Source organism: Streptomyces sp. NPDC057900 (assembly GCF_042887885.1).
In the GTDB taxonomy this organism is placed as follows: Bacteria; Actinomycetota; Actinomycetes; order Streptomycetales; family Streptomycetaceae; genus Streptomyces.
Genome location: NZ_JBHVOI010000008.1, coordinates 144,924 through 165,488, shown reverse-complemented (window position 1 = coordinate 165,488; position 20,565 = coordinate 144,924). Strand labels below are relative to the sequence as shown.

The 20,565-nt window shown below is 71.7% G+C and carries 16 protein-coding genes; 8 read left to right on the top strand and 8 right to left on the bottom strand.

What is annotated here, in order from left to right; genetic code table 11:
• Positions 1 to 184 precede the first annotated feature (184 nt).
• The 3 genes from ACFVQ0_RS26960 to ACFVQ0_RS26950 all read left to right on the top strand — a co-directional run bounded on the left by ACFVQ0_RS26960 (position 185) and on the right by ACFVQ0_RS26950 (position 2,868).
• On the top strand, positions 185 to 1,009 hold the full coding sequence (locus tag ACFVQ0_RS26960) for a helix-turn-helix domain-containing protein (protein WP_390091778.1): 825 nt from the start codon (positions 185 to 187) through the stop codon (positions 1,007 to 1,009).
• Positions 996 to 1,220 carry a DUF397 domain-containing protein gene (locus ACFVQ0_RS26955; RefSeq protein ID WP_390091777.1) on the top strand — a complete coding sequence of 75 codons (225 nt, stop codon included), beginning with the start codon at positions 996 to 998 and terminating at the stop codon, positions 1,218 to 1,220. Before ACFVQ0_RS26960 ends, ACFVQ0_RS26955 begins: the two co-directional genes overlap by 14 nt.
• Positions 1,221 to 1,356: 136 nt before the next feature.
• Positions 1,357 to 2,868, top strand: coding sequence for a carotenoid oxygenase family protein (locus ACFVQ0_RS26950; protein ID WP_390091776.1), 1,512 nt, complete (start codon positions 1,357 to 1,359; stop codon positions 2,866 to 2,868).
• A 205-nt stretch (positions 2,869 to 3,073) separates the two neighbouring features.
• On the opposite strand, the gene ACFVQ0_RS26945 is transcribed toward ACFVQ0_RS26950, so the two are convergent.
• Genes ACFVQ0_RS26945 through ACFVQ0_RS26935 form a run of 3 tightly spaced genes read right to left on the bottom strand, consistent with a single transcriptional unit; the run spans position 3,074 to position 6,191 of the window.
• Positions 3,074 to 3,901, bottom strand: a complete 828-nt coding sequence (locus tag ACFVQ0_RS26945; RefSeq protein ID WP_390091775.1) for a sugar phosphate isomerase/epimerase family protein — start codon at positions 3,899 to 3,901, stop codon at positions 3,074 to 3,076.
• The gene (locus ACFVQ0_RS26940) at positions 3,898 to 5,043 is read right to left on the bottom strand and encodes a dihydrodipicolinate synthase family protein (RefSeq protein ID WP_390091774.1); all 1,146 of its coding nucleotides are present in this window, start codon (positions 5,041 to 5,043) and stop codon (positions 3,898 to 3,900) included. The genes ACFVQ0_RS26945 and ACFVQ0_RS26940 overlap by 4 nt, the downstream gene beginning before the upstream one ends.
• Positions 5,040 to 6,191: a Gfo/Idh/MocA family protein gene (locus ACFVQ0_RS26935; protein ID WP_390091773.1), complete on the bottom strand. Its 1,152-nt coding sequence runs from the start codon at positions 6,189 to 6,191 to the stop codon at positions 5,040 to 5,042. Before ACFVQ0_RS26935 ends, ACFVQ0_RS26940 begins: the two co-directional genes overlap by 4 nt.
• A 128-nt stretch (positions 6,192 to 6,319) precedes the next feature.
• On the opposite strand from ACFVQ0_RS26935, the gene ACFVQ0_RS26930 reads away from it, so the two are divergent.
• Positions 6,320 to 7,405: a LacI family DNA-binding transcriptional regulator gene (locus ACFVQ0_RS26930; RefSeq protein ID WP_390091772.1), complete on the top strand. Its 1,086-nt coding sequence runs from the start codon at positions 6,320 to 6,322 to the stop codon at positions 7,403 to 7,405.
• A gap of 148 nt (positions 7,406 to 7,553) precedes the next feature.
• Positions 7,554 to 8,342 carry a sugar phosphate isomerase/epimerase family protein gene (locus ACFVQ0_RS26925; RefSeq protein ID WP_390091771.1) on the top strand — a complete coding sequence of 263 codons (789 nt, stop codon included), beginning with the start codon at positions 7,554 to 7,556 and terminating at the stop codon, positions 8,340 to 8,342.
• Positions 8,343 to 8,370: 28 nt separating this feature from the next.
• Here the strand turns inward: ACFVQ0_RS26925 and ACFVQ0_RS26920 are convergent, their stop codons facing one another.
• Complete coding sequence (locus ACFVQ0_RS26920; protein WP_390091770.1) at positions 8,371 to 9,273, bottom strand: EamA family transporter; 903 nt, start codon at positions 9,271 to 9,273, stop codon at positions 8,371 to 8,373.
• 113 nt (positions 9,274 to 9,386) lie between these two features.
• Here ACFVQ0_RS26920 and ACFVQ0_RS26915 point away from each other — a divergent pair, with 113 nt between their 5' ends.
• Complete coding sequence (locus ACFVQ0_RS26915; protein WP_390091769.1) at positions 9,387 to 10,298, top strand: LysR family transcriptional regulator; 912 nt, start codon at positions 9,387 to 9,389, stop codon at positions 10,296 to 10,298.
• Positions 10,299 to 10,445: 147 nt separating this feature from the next.
• Positions 10,446 to 12,296, top strand: a complete 1,851-nt coding sequence (locus tag ACFVQ0_RS26910) for a glycoside hydrolase family 3 protein (protein ID WP_390091768.1) — start codon at positions 10,446 to 10,448, stop codon at positions 12,294 to 12,296.
• 57 nt (positions 12,297 to 12,353) lie between these two features.
• Here the strand turns inward: ACFVQ0_RS26910 and ACFVQ0_RS26905 are convergent, their stop codons facing one another.
• A complete protein-coding gene (locus ACFVQ0_RS26905) occupies positions 12,354 to 13,829 on the bottom strand; it encodes a S28 family serine protease (protein WP_390091767.1) in 1,476 nt (491 codons plus the stop codon).
• Between the two features lie 100 nt (positions 13,830 to 13,929).
• Positions 13,930 to 14,358: a hypothetical protein gene (locus ACFVQ0_RS26900; protein WP_390091766.1), complete on the bottom strand. Its 429-nt coding sequence runs from the start codon at positions 14,356 to 14,358 to the stop codon at positions 13,930 to 13,932.
• A 176-nt stretch (positions 14,359 to 14,534) separates the two neighbouring features.
• Between ACFVQ0_RS26900 and ACFVQ0_RS26895 the strand changes: the two genes are divergently transcribed.
• Complete coding sequence (locus tag ACFVQ0_RS26895) at positions 14,535 to 15,032, top strand: hypothetical protein (RefSeq protein ID WP_390091765.1); 498 nt, start codon at positions 14,535 to 14,537, stop codon at positions 15,030 to 15,032.
• An 18-nt stretch (positions 15,033 to 15,050) separates the two neighbouring features.
• On the opposite strand, the gene ACFVQ0_RS26890 is transcribed toward ACFVQ0_RS26895, so the two are convergent.
• Together ACFVQ0_RS26890 and ACFVQ0_RS26885 are read right to left on the bottom strand one after the other, a co-directional pair.
• A complete protein-coding gene (locus ACFVQ0_RS26890) occupies positions 15,051 to 18,791 on the bottom strand; it encodes an ABC transporter ATP-binding protein (protein ID WP_390091764.1) in 3,741 nt (1,246 codons plus the stop codon).
• A 271-nt stretch (positions 18,792 to 19,062) separates the two neighbouring features.
• Positions 19,063 to 20,520 (bottom strand): MFS transporter, encoded by a 1,458-nt coding sequence (locus ACFVQ0_RS26885; protein ID WP_390091763.1) that lies wholly within the window; start codon positions 20,518 to 20,520, stop codon positions 19,063 to 19,065.
• Between the last annotated feature and the right edge of the window lie 45 nt (positions 20,521 to 20,565).

The window sequence follows — 20,565 nt, the reverse complement described above, 5'->3', positions numbered from 1 at the left end:
TTGCCTGATCCCGTCGCCCTCGCGCCCGTTGTGCTCCACGTCGGCCCTCTTCTCCCGATTCCGATCCCGATGACGAGTTCAATGCTTTGTGTAGCGAACCCATCACAGAATGGGGTCACGGATCGCTACGCTGCCAGGGGGTGGGGGATGACAGCGCGTCCGTCAAGACGGGGAGTCGGATCACGTGGGAACGAAGCGAAGGCCGCGTACGCCTCGGGAGAAGTACGGCGAGGAGCTGAAGCTGCGGCGCATCGCGGCGGGGCTGACGCAGGAGGCGCTGGGCGAGATGGTGGTGTGCTCGCCCACGCTGATCAGTCACTACGAGGCCGGGCGACGGCTGCCGAGCCCGGAGGACGCGCAGCGGATCGACCGCGCACTGGGCACGGACGGGTTCTTCGCCCGGTGGCTGGAGGACCTGGACTCGAAGTACGCCGACCACTTCGCGTCCGTGGCCGACCTGGAAAAGCAGGCGACGCTCATCCAGCAGTTCGCGCTCTCACTCGTGCCGGGGCTGCTCCAGACGGAGGGCTATGCGCGAGCACTGTTCCAGGCGGTCAGTCCGAACTACCGCCCGGAAGACGTTGACAAGGACGTTGTCATTCGAACAGCCCGTGCCCGCATCCTCGATGGACCGCTGGCCCCCATCCTGTGGACGATGCTGGACGAAGCGGTACTACGACGGCAGGTCGGCGGCCCCAAGGTCATGGCAGAGCAGCTGAACAAGATCGCAGACATGGCCGAGACCGGACGACTCCGGCTTCATGTGCTTCCGTTCGGGACGGGAGCACACTCTCTGCAAGAGGGCCTGGCATCCCTGATGAGCTTCGCGGACGCGCAACCAGTGGCCTACGTCGAGGGCTACTTGACGGGCAATCTGATGGACGATCCACTGATGGTGAAGGCATGCCGTACGGTCTACGATCTTGCCCTGAGCGATGCGATGTCGCATCAGGAATCACTTGCCCTTGTGCGAGCGGCAGCAGAGGATCACGAACATGGCCAGCAGTAAGCGGAGTGTCGCGAACTCATCCACTCTCTCTGGATGGTTCAAGTCCAGCTACAGCGGCGGAAGCCAGGGAGACTGCCTGGAGGTCGCCGCCGGCCATGCCGCCGTCCCCGTCCGTGACAGCAAGTCCCCCGCCGGCCCCGCCATTGTCTTCGCCACAGCAGGCTGGGCCTCCTTCGTCACCGCCGTCAAGGGGGGCCGGTTCACGGCCTGATCCTGGCCCTGACCCACGTAAGGAACAGGGGGTCTGACACCACCCCAGAACGGTGTCCACCCCTCCTCCGCCGGGGCGTTCGGCGTCGCAGACTCATGACCGTGGTTCACGACAACACCGGTCAGGAGTAAGGCACATGACGCGACACACACGACGCGACGTACTGCGCGGGGCGGCGGCGCTGGCTGCCGCGGGCGGGCTCGTCGCCGCCGGGCCCGGCTCGCAGCCGGCCGCCGCCGCCCAGGAACCGGGCGGGGCGGGCACGCGGCACTTTCCGTTCCTTGAGGGGGCGTTCAAGCCGGTCACCGAGGAGCTGACCGCGTTCGACCTTCCGGTCACCGGGCGCATCCCGCGCGAGCTGAACGGCCGGTATCTGCGCAACGGGCCCAATGTCCTCGGCCTGGAGGACCCGCGCGCCCATCACTGGATGCTCGGCGCCGGCATGGTGCACGGGGTGCGGCTGCGCGACGGGCGGGCCGAGTGGTACCGCAACCGGTGGGTTCGGTCGTCGCAGGTCGCGGGCGAGCTCGGGGAGCCGTATCCGGGGCCCGTGCCGCCGGACGACTTCCCCTGCAACACCCACGTCATCCCGTACCGGGGGCGGATTCTCGCGCTCCAGGAGAGCGGGCCGACGCCGTACGAGCTGGACGGCGAGCTGAACACCGTGGGAACCCATGACTTCCGGGGGACGCTGGAGGGCGCGTTCACCGCCCATACCAAGTTCGACGCGCACGCGGGTGAGCTGCACGCGATCACGTACTACCCGACCTGGGACCACGTACGGCATCTGGTCGTGGACCCGGCGGGCCGGGTCTCGCGCACCACACGGATTCCGGTGGCGGACGCGCCGATGATCCACGACTTCGCGCTCACCGAGAACTACGTGGTGGTCTTCGACATGCCGGTCACCTTCGACCCGGCGGGGGCCGAGCGCGGTGACCCGGTGCCGTACGTCTGGAACCGGAAGCACCCGGCGCGGGTCGGCGTCCTGCCGCGCGCGGGCGGTACGACGCGGTGGTTCGAGGTGGACCCGGTCTACTACTCGCACACGCTGAACGCGTACGAGGAGGGGTCGGACATCGTCGTCGACCTGACGACGTTCCCGGCGCCCTTCCTCGTCGCCGGCAACGGCTCGGGCGGTCCGTACGGGGCCGGTACCGGGCGGCTGGAACGGTGGACGATCGGCCTCGGTCACGGCCGGGTGCGGACGCGGACCATCGACGACCGGCCGCAGGAGTTCCCGCGCGTCAACGAGGCGCTGGTGTCGCGCCGGCACCGCTACGGATACTCGGCGGCGGCCGGGGAGATGACGCTGGCCTACCTCACGGCCGACGGCGGCAGCCCGCCCGACCGGGCGTTCGGCAACGCGCTCTACAAGCACGATCTGTTGCGCGGCACCTCGCAGGTCCACCGGCTGCCCCGGAACGCGGCGGCGAGCGAGGCGGTGTTCGTGCCGTCCGACCCGTGCGCCCGTAAGGCGGCCGAGGACGACGGGTACGCGATCGCGTACGTGCACAATCCGGACCGCGGGGCGTCGGACCTGCTGATCCTCGCCGCGCAGGACTTCACGGGCGAGCCGGTCGCCCGGATCGAGCTGCCCGGGCGGGTGCCGCTCGGCTTCCACGGGAGCTGGATTCCGGACGCCTGAGCTCCCCGCACAGCGAAACGGGGCCCGGTCTTCCGACCGGACCCCACTCGCTCTCCCCCGCTGTCAGGGCTTCCCCATCCCCCCGGATACACCCCCCGGAAGCTCCCGACTACAGATATGACTCGGCAGGGCCCCGGAGGGTTGCACGGTTGGGCAATCTTTCTGCCCCGGAGGTCACTTGCGCCGATACCTCCCGGTCACGGCGTCAGCAGGCGTGCTCCACGTACCGGGCGGCGACCTCCGCGAGGACCTCTGAGCCGTCGCGGGCCCACAGCTCCTCGTTGAAGATCTCCACCTCGATCGGCCCGTCGAAGCCGGTGGCCTCCACCGCCGTGCGGAAGGCGCGGAAGTCCACGCAGCCGTCGCCCAGTTGGCCCCGGCCGACCAGCACGCCCGCCGGGAGCGGGGTGATCCAGTCGGCGAGCTGGAAGGAGTGGATGCGGCCGCCCGCGCCCGCGCGGGCGATCTGGGCCGGGGCCTGGTCGTCCCACCAGAGGTGGTACGTGTCGACGACGACCCCGACCTGGTCCGCCGGGAAGCGTTCCGCGAGGTCCAGGGCCTGGGACAGGGTGGAGACCACGCAGCGGTCGGAGGCGAACATCGGGTGCAGCGGCTCGATCGCCAGGCGCACGCCCCGCTCCGCCGCGTACGGGGCCAGCTCCCCCAGTGCGTCCGCGATGCGCTCGCGGGCGCCGTACAGGTCCTTGGATCCGGCCGGGAGGCCGCCCGAGACCAGCACCAGGGTGTCCGTGGAGAGGCCCGCCGCCTCGTCGAGCGCCGCGCGGTTGTCGTCCAGGGCGCGGGCGCGCCCGGCCGGGTCGAGGGCGGTGAGGAAACCGCCCCGGCAGAGGCTGGTGACGGACAGGCCCGCGTCGGAGAGGAGACGGGCCGTCGCCTCCACGCCGTACTCCTGGACGGGGGCGCGCCACAGGCCGACCTTGTCGATGCCCGCCTTCACGCAGCCCTCGGTCAGCTCGGGCAGCGACCACTGCTTGATGGTCTCCTGATTGATGGAGAGACGGCCGTCGCTCATCGGGTGCCTCCGTTGACCGTGAGCAGCGCGCGCATCCGGGAGTCCGCCAGTTCGGGATCGGGGAACAGGCCGAGCCGGTCGGCCAGTTCGTACGCCTTCGCCAGATGCGGCAGCGAGCGGGCCGACTGGAGGCCGCCCACCATCGTGAAGTGGTCCTGGTGACCGGCCAGCCAGGCGAGGAACACCACGCCCGTCTTGTAGTAGCGGGTCGGCGTCTGGAAGAGGTGGCGGGACAACTCGACCGTCGGGTCCAGGAGTTCGCGGAAGCCCTTGGTGTCGCCGGTGTCCAGGACCCGGACCGCGTGCGCGGCGAGCGGGCCGAGCGGGTCGAAGATGCCGAGCAGCGCGTGGCTGAAGCCCCGGTCGTCGCCCGCGATCAGTTCGGGGTAGTTGAAGTCGTCGCCCGTGTAGCAGCGCACCCCGCTGGGCAGGCGGCGCCGGACGTCGATCTCGCGCTCCGCGTCGAGGAGGGAGATCTTGATGCCGTCGACCTTGTCCGGGTGTTCCGCGATGACCTGGAGGAAGGTGTCGGTGGCCGCGTCGAGGTCCGCGGAGCCCCAGTAGCCGTCCAGCGCCGGGTCGAACATCGGGCCGAGCCAGTGCAGCACGACCGGCTCGGAGGCCTGGCGCAGCAGGTGGGCGTACGTCTCCAGGTAGTCCTGCGGGCCGTTCGCCGCGGCGGCGAGTGCGCGGGAGGCCATCAGGATGGCCTGCGCCCCGCTCCCCTCGACCAGGGCGAGCTGTTCCTCGTACGCGGACCGGACCTCGGCCAGCGAGGCGGGGCCGGGCGGCAGCTGGTCGGTGCCGACGCCGCAGGCGATCGCGCCGCCGACGGACTTGGCCTCCGCCGCCGAGCGCCGGATCAGCTCGGCGGCACCGGCCCAGTCCAGGCCCATGCCGCGCTGGGCGGTGTCCATGGCCTCCGCGACCCCGAGGCCGTGCGACCAGAGGTGGCGGCGGAAGGCGAGGGTGGCGTCCCAGTCGACGGCGGCCGGGGAGTCGGGGCTGACGTCCGCGTACGGGTCGGCCACGACGTGGGCGGCCGAGAAGACCGTACGGGAGGCCAGCGGCGCCCCGCCCGGGGCGAGGTCGAGCGGGGTGGTGCGGGGCTCGTACGGGCCCTGCGGGAGGTGGATGGTCACAGGCTCAGCTCCGGGACGTCGAAGCGGCGGCCGTCCGCGGAGGACTTGAGGCCGAGCTCCGCGAGCTGGACGCCGCGCGCGCCCGCCATCAGGTCCCAGGTGTAGGGCTCGTCCAGCACGATGTGGCGCAGGAACAGCTCCCACTGGGCCTTGAAGCCGTTGTCGAAGACCGTGTTGTCGGGGACTTCCTGCCACTGGTCGCGGAAGGACTCGGTGGCCGGGAGGTCCGGGTTCCAGACCGGCTTGGGGGTGGCCGATCGGTGCTGGACGCGGCAGTTGCGCAGCCCCGCGACGGCGGAGCCGTGGGTGCCGTCGACCTGGAACTCGACCAGTTCGTCGCGGTTGACCCGGACCGTCCAGGAGGAGTTGATCTGCGCGACGGCGCCGCTCTCCAGCTGGAAGATGCCGTACGCGGCGTCGTCGGCGGTCGCGGCGTACGGCTTGCCGTGCTCGTCCCAGCGCTCCGGGATGTGCGTCTGGACGTGCGCCTGGACGGTGGTGACCCGGCCGAACAGCTCGTGGAGCACGTACTCCCAGTGCGGGAACATGTCGACGACGATGCCGCCGCCGTCCTCCGCGCGGTAGTTCCAGGACGGGCGCTGGGCCTCCTGCCAGTCGCCCTCGAAGACCCAGTAGCCGAACTCGCCGCGCACGGAGAGGATCTCCCCGAAGAAGCCGCCGTCGATGAGGCGCTTCAGCTTCAGCAGGCCCGGCAGGAAGATCTTGTCCTGGACGACACCGTGCTTGATGCCGGCGTCCCGGGCGAGCCGGGCCAGCTCCAGGGCGCCCGCGACGTCGGTGGCGGTGGGCTTCTCGGTGTAGATGTGCTTGCCCGCCGCGATGGCCTTCTTGATCGCGTCGACGCGTGCCGAGGTGACCTGGGCGTCGAAGTAGATGTCGATGGTCTCGTCCGCGAGCACCGCGTCGAGGTCGGTCGACCACTCGGTCAGGCCGTGCTGCTCGGCAAGCGCCTCCAGCGCGTGGGCCCGGCGGCCGACGAGGACCGGCTCGGGCCACAGCACGTCGCCGTTGCCGAGGTCGAGGCCGCCCTGCTCCCTGATCGCGAGGACCGAGCGCACCAGGTGCTGCCGGTATCCCATGCGACCCGTCACGCCGTTCATGGCGATGCGCACTGTCCTGCGTGTCACGAAAGTTCCTCCATACACTCGTAGCAAGCGCTTTCTATCGTGGATGACGCTAGCCTGCCGACAGCGGCCCGGACAAGAGGGGCCCACCGATTGGACCTCTCCCCTCACCACACCCCGGAGGAATCCCGATGACTGTCACCCTGGCGGACGTGGCGGCTCGCGCCCGGGTGTCCCCGGCCACGGTCTCCCGTGTGCTGAACGGCAACTACCCGGTGGCGGCGTCCACTCGGGAGCGGGTCCTGCGTGCGGTGGACGATCTGGACTACGTGCTGAACGGGCCCGCCAGCTCACTCGCGGCCGCCACCTCCGACCTGATCGGCATCCTGGTCAACGACATCGCGGACCCCTTCTTCGGGATCATGGCGGGCGCCGCGCAGACGGAGATCGGCGGTCCGGGCGACGGTTCCGGCCGGGCGGGCGGCGAGAAGCTCGCCATCGTCTGCAACACCGGCGGCACCCCGGAACGCGAGCTCACCTACCTGACCCTGCTCCAGCGCCAGCGCGCCGCCGCCGTCGTCCTGACCGGCGGCGCGGTGGAGGACCCGGCGCACCGGGCCGCCGTGTCCGCGAAGCTGGCCAAGCTCGCGGACGCCGGGACCAGGGTGGTCCTGTGCGGGCGGCCCCCGCTGCCGGACAGCGAAGCGGTCCTGGCCGCGCTCGCCTTCGACAACCGGGGCGGCGGCCGGCGGCTGACCGAGCACCTGATCTCGCTGGGCCACCGCAGCATCGGCTACGCGGCGGGCCCGCTGGAGCGGACCACGACCCGCCACCGGCTGGAGGGCCACCGCGAGGCGATGAGGGCGGCGGGGCTGTACGGGGACGGGGGCGGGGGCTTGCGTGCCGAGGAGCGTCTCACCGTGCACGGCTCCTACGACCGCGGCTCGGGCTACGACGCCACCGTCGAACTCCTGCGCCGCGAACCGGGGATCACGGCCGTCGTCGCCGCGAACGACACGGTCGCCCTGGGCGCCGCCGCGGCCATCCGCGACCAGGGACTGCGCATCCCCGAGGACATCTCGGTGGCCGGATTCGACGATCTGCCGTTCTCGGTGGACGTGGTCCCGGCGCTGACCACGGTGCGGCTGCCGCTCTTCGAGGCGGGGGCGCGGGCGGGCCGGCTGGCGATGGGCAAGGAGGCCCCGCCGCCGGGCGGCATCGCGACGATCCCGGCGGAGCTGATGGTGCGCGGCTCGACGGCGGCGCCCCGGAAGTGACCCGCTCGCGGTGTCCGGGTCCGCAGGGGTGACTTGGTTGCGCCCGACCGGGGCATCCGTAGTTCAGGCCGCAAGCCGATGATGTACCGGCCACCGACCGGGCCGTACGGTGCGGGGGCAGGGCAGGTACCGATGGAAGGACACGCACGTGAAGCTCGCTTTCTCCACCCTCGGGGTGCCGGGGCTGCCGATATCCGAGGTCGTCCGGCTGGCCGCCGAGCACGGCTACCAGGGGGTGGAGCTGCGCGCCCACCCGGAGGAGCCGGTGCACCCCGGGCTCTCGATGCTCGAACGCGCCGATGTGGTCGAGGAGTTCAAGCGGGGCGGGATCGAGATCCTGACCGTGGCCGGCTACGTCAGGGCCGCGTCCGAGGGCGAGGACCAGCCGGTGCTCGACGAGCTGGCCGGTCTGGTGGAGCTGGCCAGGGACCTGGGCGCGCGCAACGTCCGGGTCTTCCCCGGCGGCGGTGGCCAGGACCCCGCCACGGCCGACGCGACCGCCGCCCGCAGGCTGGCCGCCGCCGCTCCGTACGCCGCGGACATGGGCGTACGCATCCTGCTGGAGACCCACGACTCGCACCGCGCGGGAGCCGACGTGGCACGGGTGGTGGGCACGGTGGGGCACGGGAGCATCGGCGCGCTGTGGGACGTCATGCACACCTGGCTGGCCGGGGAGGAGCCGGTCGCGAGCCATGCGGTGCTGGCCCCGCACCTGGGCTACGTCCAGGTGAAGGACATCGCGTCCGCCGAGGACACCGAGCCCCTCGCCCTGGGCGCCGGGGTGCTGCCGCTGCGGGCCTGCCTGGACACCCTGGACCCGGACAGCTGGGTCTGCTGGGAGTACGAGAAGCGCTGGCACCCGGGGGCGGCGGAGCTGCCGGGGCTGCTGAGCGCGGGGCGCGAGCACCTGCTGCGGCTGGGCGCGCCGAAGCAGTAGGGCCGCGGCCGCCCGCCGGAGCCGGCCCTCAGACGGGGGCCGGCTCGGGGCTCTTCGGCGTCACGCCCCGGGGCCGCCGCGCCCCGGCGAGCGAGGTCAGCGCCACCCCGCCGACCAGCAGCGCCGCCGCGCACCACCGCAGCGGGCTCACCGACTCGTCGAGCAGCAGGGCGGCCGAGGACATCCCGAAGACGGGCACCAGCAGGGTGAACGGGGCCACGGAGGAAGCCGGGTACCGGCTCAGCAGGAAGCCCCAGGCCCCGAAGCCGAACACCGTGGTGATCCAGGCGACGTAGACGATGATCGCGGCGCCGCTCCAGTCGAGCGCGGCCAGTGCCTCCGTATCGCGGTGCCGGCCCTCGAAGAGGAGCGAGAGCCCCAGCAGCGGCAGTACCGGGACGGTGGAGACCCAGACCATGAAGTTGAGGGCGTCGGGCGGGGCGGCCTTGCGGGTCAGCACGTTGGACACGCCCCAGCAGGCCGCCGCCGCGATCACCAGGACGAAGGCGAGCACCGGCCCGCCCGCCCCTTCGTCGACCGCCGCGACCCCGATACCGGCGAGGGCCACGCCCATCCCCAGCACCCTTACCCGGCCCGGCCGTTCGCCCAGCGCGAGCGCCGCGAACAAGGCGGTGAAGACGGCCTGGACCTGGAGGACCAGGGAGGAGAGTCCGGCGCCCATCCCCCGGTCCATGCCGATGAACAGCAGCCCGAACTTGGCCATCCCGAGGACCAGGCCCACCCCCACCACCCACTTCCAGGCGACCTTCGGGCGGCCGACGAAGAAGACCGCGGGCAGCGCCGCGACCAGGAAGCGCAGGGCGGAGAAGAGCAGCGGCGGGAAGTGCGCGAGGCCCAGCTCGATGACGACGAAATTGACACCCCAGACGGCTGCCACCAGGGCGGCCAGGGCGATGTGGAGGGGACGCATGCCCCGAGGATCACCCGCACCGACCGTTTAGCACCAGCGCGGATTTCTTCATGGTGAAATTGAGTGCTGCTAATGAATCCCCCTGACGCACTGATGTGATCCCGGAGGCTCCGGTGCTCGATCTCTCCCGGCTGCGCGCGCTGCACGCCATCTCCGTGCACGGTTCCGTCGCGGGCGCCGCCGCCGCGCTCGGCTACACCCCGTCGGCGGTCTCGCAGCAGATCACCAAGCTGGAGCGGGAGACCCGCACGACGCTGCTTGAGCGTCGCGGACGCGGGGTCGCGCTCACCGAGGAGGCGCTCCATCTGGCCGCCACCGCACAGCAGTTGCTGGCGATCGTGGAGCGGGCCGAGACGACCCTGGAGGAGCGCAGGGGGCTGCCGACGGGGCGGCTGTCGATCGGCGCGTTCGCCTCCGCGGCGCGTGGGCTGCTGCCCGGGGTGCTGGCGGAGCTGGACCGCGAGCACCCGGCCCTGGACGTGCGGATGACCGAGGTCGATCCGCACCTCTCGGTCGACCTGGTGGCCAAGGGCGTGATCGACCTGGCCGTCGCGCACGACTGGGACATCGCGCCGCTGCCCGCCCCGGAGGGCGTGGCGCAGGCGGTGATCGGGGAGGACCGCTGCGATCTGCTGGTGCCCGCGGGCCACCGGCTGGCGGGCCGGGACGGGGTGCGGCGCGAGGAGCTGGCGCGGGAGCGGTGGATCTGCCAGCCGCCGGGGACGGTCTGCCACGACTGGCTCGTACGGACACTGCGTACGGCGGGCTACGAGCCGGACATCCGGCACCAGGCGGAGGAGAACCACACCCAACTGGCCCTGCTCGCCGCCGGTCTCGGCGTCGCGATGATGCCCCGGCTGGGACGCGGGCCGCTGCCGGACGGGGTGGCGGCGGTGCGGATCGAGCCGGTTCCGGTGCGCAGGCTGTACGCGCTGTGGCGCACGGAGGCGGCCCGCCGCCCGGCGATCACGGCGGCCGTCTCGGCGCTCCAGGCGCACGGCGTGGACGCGGGGCTGCGGCAGTAGCGGCCGGTCCGGGGCGCGGCGGCGTCCGACGGGGACGCGCTCAAAACGGTCCGCACCCTTGACCGGAAGTTATTTTCTGGATATCCGTGATCCCTGGAAGTTTCTTTCACCATCATCTCGTCACCGAGTACGGCCGAAGGAGCTCACGTGCACCACCGCCCCTCCAGACGCACCCTCCTCACCGCCACCGCCGCCACCGCAGTCGTCGCGGCGACGGGTACGGCACTCGCCCCCGGCGCCGTCGCCGCCCGGAACTCCTCCGGCGGCAGCCACAACTCCGCAGCCACCACCCGGCGGCTGAAGCGGATCATCTCCCGGATGAGCCTGGAGGAGAAGGTCGGCCAGCTGTTCGTCATGCGGGTCTACGGGCACTCCGCCACCGACCCCGACCAGGCCGACATCGACGCCAACCTCGCCGAGATCGGTGTGCGCACCGCGGCGGAGATGATCGCCAAGTACCACCTCGGCGGGATCATCTACTTCACCTGGGCGCACAACACCCGTGACCCGCACCAGATCGCGGATCTCTCCAACGGCATCCAGCGCGCCGGTCTGGCGGGTCCCAGCTCCCTGCCGCTCCTCATCTCCACCGACCAGGAGCACGGCATCGTCTGCCGGGTCGGTGAGCCCGCCACGCTGATGCCGGGCGCGATGGCGCTGGGCGCGGGCCGTTCGCGCTCCGACGCCCGCGAGGCGGGGCGGATCGCGGGCGCCGAGCTGGCCGCGATCGGCATCTGCCAGAACTACGCGCCGGACGCGGACGTCAACGTCAACCCGGCCAACCCGGTGATCGGGGTGCGCTCCTTCGGCTCGGACCCGGAGTCGGTGGCCGGGATGGTCGCCGCCCAGGTGAAGGGGTACCAGAGCGCCGGGATCGCCTCCACGGCCAAGCACTTCCCCGGCCACGGCGACACCAGCACCGACAGCCACACCGGCCTGCCGGTCATCACCCACACCCGCGAGCAGTGGGCCGAGCTGGACCGGCCGCCGTTCCGGGCCGCGATCGCCGCCGGTATCGACTCGATCATGACCGCGCACATCGTGGTCCCCGCGCTCGACCCGGCCGAGGACCCGGCGACCCTGTCCCGGCCCATCCTCACCGGAATCCTGCGCGAGGAACTGGGCTACGACGGCGTCGTGGTCACCGACTCGCTCGGCATGGAGGGCGTGCGGACGAAGTACGGCGACGAGCGCGTGCCGGTGCTCGCCGTACAGGCGGGCGTCGACCAGCTGCTCAACCCGCCGGACCTCGACGTCTCCTGGAACGCCCTGCTGGCGGCCGTGAAGAGCGGCGAGGTCAGTGAGGCCCGGATCGATGAATCGATCCTGCGCATCCTGCGGCTGAAGACGAAGCTCGGGCTGTTCGAGGACCCGTTCGTCAGCCGCCGGGGCGTGGACCGTACGGTCGGCACCCGGTCGCACCTGGCCGCCGCCGACCGGATCGCGGAGCACACCACCACGCTGCTGGCCAACAAGGGCGCGCTGCTGCCGCTGTCGCGCCGCTCGCACCGCGAACTGCTGGTGGTGGGCGCCGATCCGGCCTCCCCGTCCGGTACGACGGGACCGCCGACGGCCACCCTGGCCGCGGAGTTCAAGAAGCTGGGGTACGCGGCCACCGCCCTGTCCACCGGCACCGCGCCCGCCCGGGCGGACATCGACGCGGCGGTGGCGGCCGCGCGGGGCAAGGACGCGGTGGTGGTGGGCACGTACAACGTCACGGCGACCAGCTCGCAACGGACCCTGGTGAGCGCGCTGGCCGCGACCGGCGTGCCGGTGATCACGCTCGCGATCCGCAATCCGTACGACATCGCCCAGCTGGACGGCACGGGGCACGCGGCGAGCCTGGCCGCGTACTCCTGGACGGATGTCGAACTGCGGGCGGCGGCACGGGTGATCGCGGGCCGCGCCGAACCGCGTGGCGCCCTGCCGGTGCCGGTCCAGCGCGCGGACGACCCGTCGCGGGTGCTGTACCCGGTGGGCTACGGGCTGTCGTACTAGCTCGCTGAAGGACCCTCCCTGTGCCGGCGGCAGCCACTGCCGCCGGCACAGGTACGGCTACGGGCGCCGGTGGCCGAGCCGGTGCTCGGTCGTCAGGTCCCGCTTGTCGAGCACCGCGTCGAACTTCGCGAGCGGCTTCGCCTTGGCCGGGTCCGCCTGGACGGCGGCCGGGGCGACGCCCGCCCAGCGCAGGATGGCGGCGGTGGCCGTGGCGTTCTCGGCCGGGACGAGCCCCGCGACGGTCGCCCCGTGGTTGCCGCCGGGCACGGTGAAGACGTGGCTGTCACGGGCGCCGGCTCCGAGCCGGAAGCGCTCCGCGCCGTAGGGGTCGTTCTCCCCGTACACGTACAGCATGTGATCGGCGTGGTGCTTCACCCAGTTGTCGATGTCGCGCATCACCCCGGGCTGGAACTTCATCGGGATGGAGCGCGGCACGAAGGTGCGCGGCGGCTGGTAGCCGTAGCGGCTCAGCTTGCCGAGCCAGGGCTGCTTGATGTCGGGCGAACCCAGCTGGGTGCCCGCCTGGTAGTAGTACGGCGTGTACGTCTCCAGGCCCTGGTCGGCGTAGGCGGAGAAGCCGGAGATCGAGTCGACGGAGTCCCAGATCTCCTGGTCGGTGGCAGACTTGGCGTCCGCCGGAAGGGAGTCGCAGTCGGCGAGCAGGCTGTACTGCCAGAACGCCCAGACGTAGTCCATGACGACGGCCTCGTACGCCTTGTCGAGGGTGCCGACGGTGTTGAAGGTGTAGCCGTTCTCGGCGGCGTACTGCCGGTACTTCTTCTCCAGCGGCTCCCGGCGGATGAGCGCCTGACGCTGCACGCCGTTCAGCTTGTCGCGGCACTCCTTGGTCCCGACGTTGGCCAGGAACCGGTCGTACGTCGAGTCCTCCTTGTCGACCACGTCGTTGGGCGCGACGTACGCGACGACGCCGTCCATGTCCTTCGGGTAGTAGCGCTCGTAGTACGTGGCCGTCATGCCGCCCTTGGAACCGCCGGTGGTCAGCCAGTTCTTCGAGTAGATCCGCTTCAGCGCGGTGAAGACCCGGTGCTGGTCGGCGGCGGCCTGCTGGATGTCGAGCTTGGACCAGTCGGCGGGCGACGGGCGGGACGGGGTGAAGAACCGGTACTCCAGCGAGACCTGGTTGCCGTCCACGATCCGGGTCGGCTCGGAGCGGCCGGGGTTGGTGGAGACGTTGTATCCGCTGGTGAAGAACACCGTCGGGCGGGAGGTGTCCTTGTGCAGCAGGGTGATCCGCTGCTGGAACGTCCCCTTGGACGGGTGCCGGTGGTCGACCGGCTGGGTGTAGTCGAGTACGAAGTAGCGGTACCCCGGGTAGGGCTTCTCCTCGATCAGGCTCATTCCCGGGATGGCCAGGATGCGGTCCTTGATGTCCGTACTCGTACCGGTGTCACCGACGGCGGATCGGAGCGCGGCCGGTTCGGCGGCGGTGGCCGCCCCGGCGGAGGCACCCGTCGCGCTCACTGTGCCGATGAGCATCGCGAGCGACAGGACACCTCTGAGAGCCTTGCGCATTCTCACCCTCCCCTTGGTTCACAACAGACCACGTGAACCTAGCGGGGCAACACCGGTGCCGCCAGACCTCATTGCCGCCGGGCCCCGACAAATCACCCGGTCAGCACAGGATCCAGTCCGTGGTGCCCGTCTTCCCCGAGATGGTGCCGGACGCCCGGACGCACCGGTTCAGCGCGTGGACCGTCACCGGACCGGCCTGCTGCGTGAAGTTGCCCTTGTCGACGACGGGGCGGCCGCCGCGCGGCTGGATCTGTACGGACATCTTGCGGCGCGCTCCGGGCTTGGCGGCGACCGCGAGGGCGCAGGCGTAGGAGCGGGTCCGGTAGACGCGCAGCTCGCCCGTGCCGAACTTCAGGGTCTTCGCGGGGCGTCCGGCGCAGACCGACGCGGCTTCCGCACCGGTCGCGCCGATCCCGCCGACGAGCACTCCGAGGGCGGTGGCCAGGGCGAGCACCAGCAGCCGCGCGGAGCCCCCGCGCCCCGTGCGCCCACCCGGCACCCCGGCCCGTCCGATCGTCGCTCCTGTCACCAGGCCACCCCATCGCCTCATCGAACACATGCACCTCTTTCCGACGCATGCGCATATCTGCGTACGACGCGGGAGGCCATCCGGAGGTTGCACCCGGCGTGCTCCACATTTCGGGCAACCAAATCGCCACACGATGACTCCAACAGGACAGAGCCATACGAAAGGAAGGCATCGACATGACCCGCCCCAGCACCTCCCGGCACCCCCGCGGCCGCCGCATCATCGGCCGCACCCTGCTCGCGGCCGCGCTCCTGACCGCGGTCGCCGCCGTCCCGGCCGCCGCCGCCGTCGCACCCCAGCGGGCGACCACCGCCGCGGCCCGCGACGACGTCGCGGAGGCGGAGGCCCAGCAGGTCTCCCACTTCTACGCCTCGTACCTCGACGCCGTCGCCGCGGAGAACGGCGGCAACCTCGCCACCGCGCTCCGCGGCTTCTACCTGGCGCCCGAGCTGCGCAAGGAGCTGCGCGCCTGGGAGAAGGCCAACCACGCGGACGGCGTGCTGCGCGCCCAGGACGTCCCGGCCGCCTTCCGCGTCACCGCGGGCGGCAGCGGCGCCGGCCACGCCTGGACGCACGTCCGGCTGACCTGGGGTTCGGTCGCCCACCCGACGTACACCGAGCTGACCGTGCAGTCGGCGCTGGGCACCGGGAAGATCACCGGCATCCGCGGCTGAGCCGTCACGTCCGCAGTCTCACACCCCGGCGGGCTCGTCCTCCCCTATGAAGGTGCGCCACAGCACGGCGTACTTCCCGTCCAGGGCGAGGAGTTCGTCGTGCGTGCCGTCCTCGACGACCCGGCCGTGATCCATCACCACGACCCGGTCGGCGCGGGCGGCCGTGGTCAGCCGGTGGGCGACGACCAGGGTGGTCCGCCGGCCGGCCAGCCGGTCCGTCGCCTGGTTCACCAGCGCCTCGCTGGCCAGGTCGAGGGAGGCGGTGGCCTCGTCGAGCAGCAGGATGTCCGGGTCGACGAGTTCGGCGCGGGCGAGCGCGACCAGCTGCCGCTGCCCGGCGGAGAGGTTGCGGCCCCGCTCCGCGACCTCGTGCAGATAGCCGCCTTCCAGGGTGGCGATCATGTCGTGCGCGCCGACCGCCCTGGACGCCGCCTCCACCTGCGCGTCGGTGGCCTCCGGCCGCCCGTACGCGATGGCGTCGCGGACCGTGCCCGCGAAGAGGTACGCCTCCTGCGGGACGACCCCGAGCCGGTGCCGGTACGCGGTGAGCCCGAGGTGGCGCAGATCGGTGCCGTCCGCCGTGACCCGGCCGGCCGTCGGGTCGTAGAACCGGGCGACGAGCTTGACCAGGGTGGACTTGCCCGCGCCGGTCTCACCGACGAACGCGACCGTCTGGCCGGCCGGGATCCGCAGATCCACCCCGGTGAGCGCGTCCTCCTCCCCCGTGTACGCGAACGACACATCCTCGAACGCGATCTCGCCGCGCAGCGACAGCACGTCCAGCGGTTCGTCCCGGTCCGCGGTGGACGTCGGCTCCTGAAGCAGCTCCTGGATCCGGCCGAGCGAGACGGTGGCCTGCTGGTAGCCGTCGAAGACCTGGGAGAGCTGCTGCACGGGGGCGAAGAACAGATCGATGTAGAGCAGGTAGGCGACGAGGGCGCCCGTGGTGAGCGTGCCGTTGTCGACCCGTCCCGCGCCGACGATCAGCACCGCCGCCGCGGCCACAGACGACAGCAGCTGGACGAACGGGAAGTAGACCGAGATCAGCCACTGGCCCCGGACCCGGGCCTCGCGGTAGTAGTCGCTGCGCCCGGCGAACCGCTCGGCCCCGTCCCGCTCGCGCCGGAAGGCCTGCACGATCCGGAGCCCGGAGACGGACTCCTGGAGGTCGGCGTTGACGGCGCTGATGCGCTCACGGGCCAGCTCGTACGCCTTGACGCTGCTGCGGCGGAAGAAGACCGTGCCGATGATCAGCACCGGCAGGGTCGCGAAGACCACCAGGGCCAGTTCGACGTCCAGGACCAGCAGCGCGACCATGATCCCGAAGAAGGTGACGACGGAGACGAAGGCCGTGACCAGTCCGGTCTGCAGGAACGTGGACAGCGCGTCCACGTCCGTCGTCATCCGGGTCATGATCCGGCCGGTCAGCTCGCGCTCGTAGTAGTCGAGGCCGAGGCGCTGGAGCTGGGCGAAGATCTTCAGCCGCAGTGAGTAGAGCACCCGCTCGCCGGTGCGGCCCGTCATCCGGGTCTCACCGATCTGGGCCGCCCACTGCACCAGTACCACGACGAGGCCGAGGGCGGAGGCCGCCCAGACCGCGCCGAGGGCCAGCTGGGTGACGCCCTCGTCGATGCCGTTCCTGATCAGCACCGGCAGGAGGAGCCCGGCTCCGGCGTCCACGGCCACCAGCGCGAGGCTGACCAGCAGCGGAAGCCCGAAGCCGCGCAGCAGCCGGCGGAGCCCGTACGACTCCTCCGCGTGCACGGCGCGGGCCTCGTCGACGTCCGGGGTGTCGGTCGCCGGGGGCAGGGCGTCGACCTGGGCGAGGAGCTCGGGGGTGGCGGGGGTGCCGGCCGCGTCGGTCTCCCTGGCCTCCTCCTTGCGCACCCACAGCTGGGGGGTGATGCCGCGCTCCGCGTCGAATTCGGCGTCCAGCTCCTCCTGGAGGGCGCGGTCGTCCTCCGGATCCGCGACGGGACCGGCCGGCCGGTGCCCCGGCGAGGTGGAGCCCAGCTCGTCCGGGTCGGTGAGCAGCCGCCGGTAGAGCGCGGAGCGGCGCTCCAGCTCCTCGTGCGTGCCGATGTCCGCGAGCCGGCCGTTCTCCAGGACGGCGATCCGGTCCGCGAGGTTGAGGGTGGAGCGGCGGTGGGCGATCAGCAGCGTCGTGCGGCCCGCCATCACGCCGCGCAGCGCCTCGTGGATCTCGTGCTCGACCCGGGCGTCGACGGCGGAGGTGGCGTCGTCCAGGAGGAGGAGCCGGGGGTCGGTGAGGATGGCGCGGGCGAGCGCGACGCGCTGGCGCTGGCCGCCGGAGAGGGTCAGTCCGTGCTCGCCGACCTCGGTCTCGTACGCCTTGGGCAGTTCGGAGATGAACCGGTGGGCCTGGGCGGCGCGGGCGGCCCGTTCGATCTGCTCGTCGGTGGCGTCCGGGAGCCCGTAGGCGATGTTGGCGCGGATGGTGTCGGAGAACAGGAAGCTGTCCTCCGGTACGAGGCCGATGGCGGCCCGCAACGAGTCGAGGGTGAGCTCGCGGACGTCGTGGCCGCCGACCAGGACCGCGCCGTGCGTCACGTCGTAGAAGCGCGGCAGGAGCATCGAGACGGTGGACTTGCCGCTGCCGGACGCGCCGACGACGGCGACGGTCTCGCCGGGCTCGATGGTGAGCGAGAAGCCGTCCAGGACGGGGCGGTCCTGGTCATAGCCGAACCGGACGTCGTCGAATTCGACGCTGGCCCGTGCGTCGGTGGGGAGCTGCTTGGTGCCGTCCAGCATCGTCGGCTCGGTGTCGATGAGTTCGAGTACGCGTTCCACCCCGGCGCGGGCCTGCTGTCCCACGGTGAGGACCATGGCGAGCATCCGGACCGGGCCGACGAGCTGGGCGAGGTAGGTGGAGAACGCGACGAACGTGCCGAGGGTGATCTCGCCCCGGGTGGCGAGCCAGCCGCCGAGGGCCAGCATGGCGACCTGGCCGAGCGCGGGGACGGCCTGGAGGGCGGGGGTGTAGCGGGAGTTCAGCCGGATGGTGCGCAGCCGCCCGGCGAAGAGCCGGCGTCCGACCTCGCGCAGCTTGCCGGTCTCCTGGTCCTCCTGACCGAACCCCTTGACGACGCGGACCCCGGAGACGGCCCCGTCGACGACTCCGGCCACGGCCGCGGCCTGCGACTGGGCGTACCAGGTGGCGGGGAAGAGCCGGGTGCGGGAGCGGCGGGCGATGTACCAGAGCGCGGGGGCGACGGCCACGGCGACGAGGGTCAGCAGCGGCGAGAGCGACGCCATGATCACCAGGGAGAGCAGGAAGAGCAGCACGTTCCCGATGGTCATCGGGAGCATGAACAGCAGCCCCTGGATCAGCTGGAGGTCGCTGGTGGCGCGCCCGACGACCTGTCCGGTGGACAGCTCGTCCTGCCGCTTCCCGTCGAGGCGGGTGATCGTCCCGTAGATCTCGGTCCGCAGGTCGTGCTGGACGTCCAGGGCGAGCCGGCCGCCGTAGTAGCGGCGGATGTACGTGGAGACGTACACGAGCGCGGCGGCCCCGATCAGCAGTCCGGTCCAGACGGCCAGGGAACGGGTGTGGTTGCCGACCACATCGTCGATGATCACCTTGGTGATCAGCGGGACCAGGGCCATCACGCCCATTCCGGCGAGCGACGAGCCGAGCGACAGCAGCACGTTGCGCCGGTACCGCCAGGCGTAACCGCTCAGCCTGCGCGCCCAGCCACGGGGCCGCTGCCCCTCGTCTGTCTCCCCTGCGTCCGACACCCGATGCCTCCCGTTCGACCTGCTCTTCCGGAAGGCACCAACAGGGCGGGTGGCGGATTTCATCCCTCCGCAACAAATACCCGCCCTGCGGCCTAGGGCTTGTCCGGTGGATCAGGGTCGGATAGGGCGCGGCGTCTGGTGCGGTGCATCGCAAGGCGCCGGAGCGTCTCGATAGCGGAGCTATTGGGGCGTTTCGGCAACGCGGCGAGGTGCCGTGCCAGACGCCGCGCCCCCGGCCATGATCCGCCGGACAAGCCCTAGGCCTGTCGTCTCAGTGCGCTTCCTCCGTGACTCGGGAGTTGGTGAGGGAGAGCGCGCCGCCCGCGGCGATCAGGCCGACGACGGCCGCGAGTATCGCGTAGGTGATCCGCTCGCCGTGGAAGAACGACGCCACCAGGGCGTCGCTCCAGGTGCCCGCGGGCAGCTGGGTGGTGACCAGTACGGCGATCAGGGTGCCGACCAGGGCGGTGCCGATGCTGCTGCCGACCTCCTGGGCGGTGTCGTTGAGGGCCGTGCCGATCGAGGTGCGGTTGGACGGCATCGCGTCGACGAGCGCGATGGCGCAGATGGTCATGACGGTGCGCAGCCCGATGGTCATCACGACCATGCAGAGCGCTATGACGCCGTACCCGTGGTCGACGCCCCAGGACAGTCCGGCCAGGGAGCCGGCCAGGCAGGCCGCGCCGACCAGACAGGCGACGCGGTGGCCGAACCGTGCCGCGAGCCATTCGGACAGCGGGGTCGCGAGGATCATCGTCAGGATGAGCGGCAGGTTCGCCAGTCCGGCCCGTACGGGGCTCCATCCGTAGGCGTACTGGAAGTGGAGGATCAGGCCGAACATCACGGCGGCCATCGCGATGGCCGTGCCGATCTGCGCGATGGCGGCACCGCGCACGGTGCCGTTGGAGAAGAGGCGCAGGTCGAGCATGGGCGCCGGGCTGCGGCGCTCGTGCCACACGAAGGCCAGTCCCGCGACGAGGGCGCCGAGGAGCGAGGCGAGGGTGGCCGCGGAGAGCCAGCCGTGCTCGACGCCGCTGGTCAGCGAGTAGCAGGCGAGGCCGATGGTGGCGACGCTCAGGACGGCGCCGGGCAGGTCGAGCCGGTCGCGGGTCAGGTCCTGCGGCCGGTCGGCCGGGACGCCGAGGCGGACGCCGATGGCCGCGATCAGGGCGATCGGGGCGTTGACGAGCAGCAGCCACTGCCACCGCACGTGGGCCAGGGCGGTGCCGCCCAGCAGCGGGCCGAGGACGAAGCCGGACATGCCGACGATGATCATCAGGGTCATGGCGCGCATCCGCAGCGCCTTGTCGTCGAAGAGCCGGAAGACCAGCGAGTTGGTGATGGGGGCCATGGCCGCGGCGGCGATGCCGAGGCCGGCCCGCAGGGTGATGAGCTGCCCCGCCGTGGAGACCGCGGCGACGCCCAGGCTGAGCAGGCCGAACACCGCGAGGCCGACCAGCAGCACGCGCCGCCGCCCGAGCCGGTCGGCCATCGATCCCGCTGTCAGCAGCAGGCCGCCGAACGTCAGCGAGTAGGCGCCGGTGACCCACTGCAGCGCGGTCGTGCCGCTGCCGAGGTCCCGGCCGATCGTGGGCAGTGCGATCGAGAGCAGGGTGTTGTCGACCATTTCGACGAAGAAGGCCAGACAGAGCGCGGCCAGGGGTATCCATGCGGCGCGCAGGGACGGATAGGTGCGTGGCGCGCTGGGCGCGGTGGCGGTGGTGGTCATGACGGGCCTCCTTCCGGAACGTCTCCGAGTATCGAACGACGTTCT

What these genes read in the sequence shown, in the direction of transcription:
- ACFVQ0_RS26930 (WP_390091772.1), top strand. Translation starts at nt 6,320, where the DNA reads ATGACTGTCACCCTGGCGGACGTGGCGGCTCGCGCCCGGGTGTCCCCG.
- ACFVQ0_RS26945 (WP_390091775.1), bottom strand. Translation starts at nt 3,901, where the DNA reads ATGAGCGACGGCCGTCTCTCCATCAATCAGGAGACCATCAAGCAGTGG.
- ACFVQ0_RS26895 (WP_390091765.1), top strand. Translation starts at nt 14,535, where the DNA reads ATGACCCGCCCCAGCACCTCCCGGCACCCCCGCGGCCGCCGCATCATC.
- ACFVQ0_RS26950 (WP_390091776.1), top strand. Translation starts at nt 1,357, where the DNA reads ATGACGCGACACACACGACGCGACGTACTGCGCGGGGCGGCGGCGCTG.
- ACFVQ0_RS26905 (WP_390091767.1), bottom strand. Translation starts at nt 13,829, where the DNA reads ATGCGCAAGGCTCTCAGAGGTGTCCTGTCGCTCGCGATGCTCATCGGC.
- ACFVQ0_RS26955 (WP_390091777.1), top strand. Translation starts at nt 996, where the DNA reads ATGGCCAGCAGTAAGCGGAGTGTCGCGAACTCATCCACTCTCTCTGGA.
- ACFVQ0_RS26885 (WP_390091763.1), bottom strand. Translation starts at nt 20,520, where the DNA reads ATGACCACCACCGCCACCGCGCCCAGCGCGCCACGCACCTATCCGTCC.
- ACFVQ0_RS26920 (WP_390091770.1), bottom strand. Translation starts at nt 9,273, where the DNA reads ATGCGTCCCCTCCACATCGCCCTGGCCGCCCTGGTGGCAGCCGTCTGG.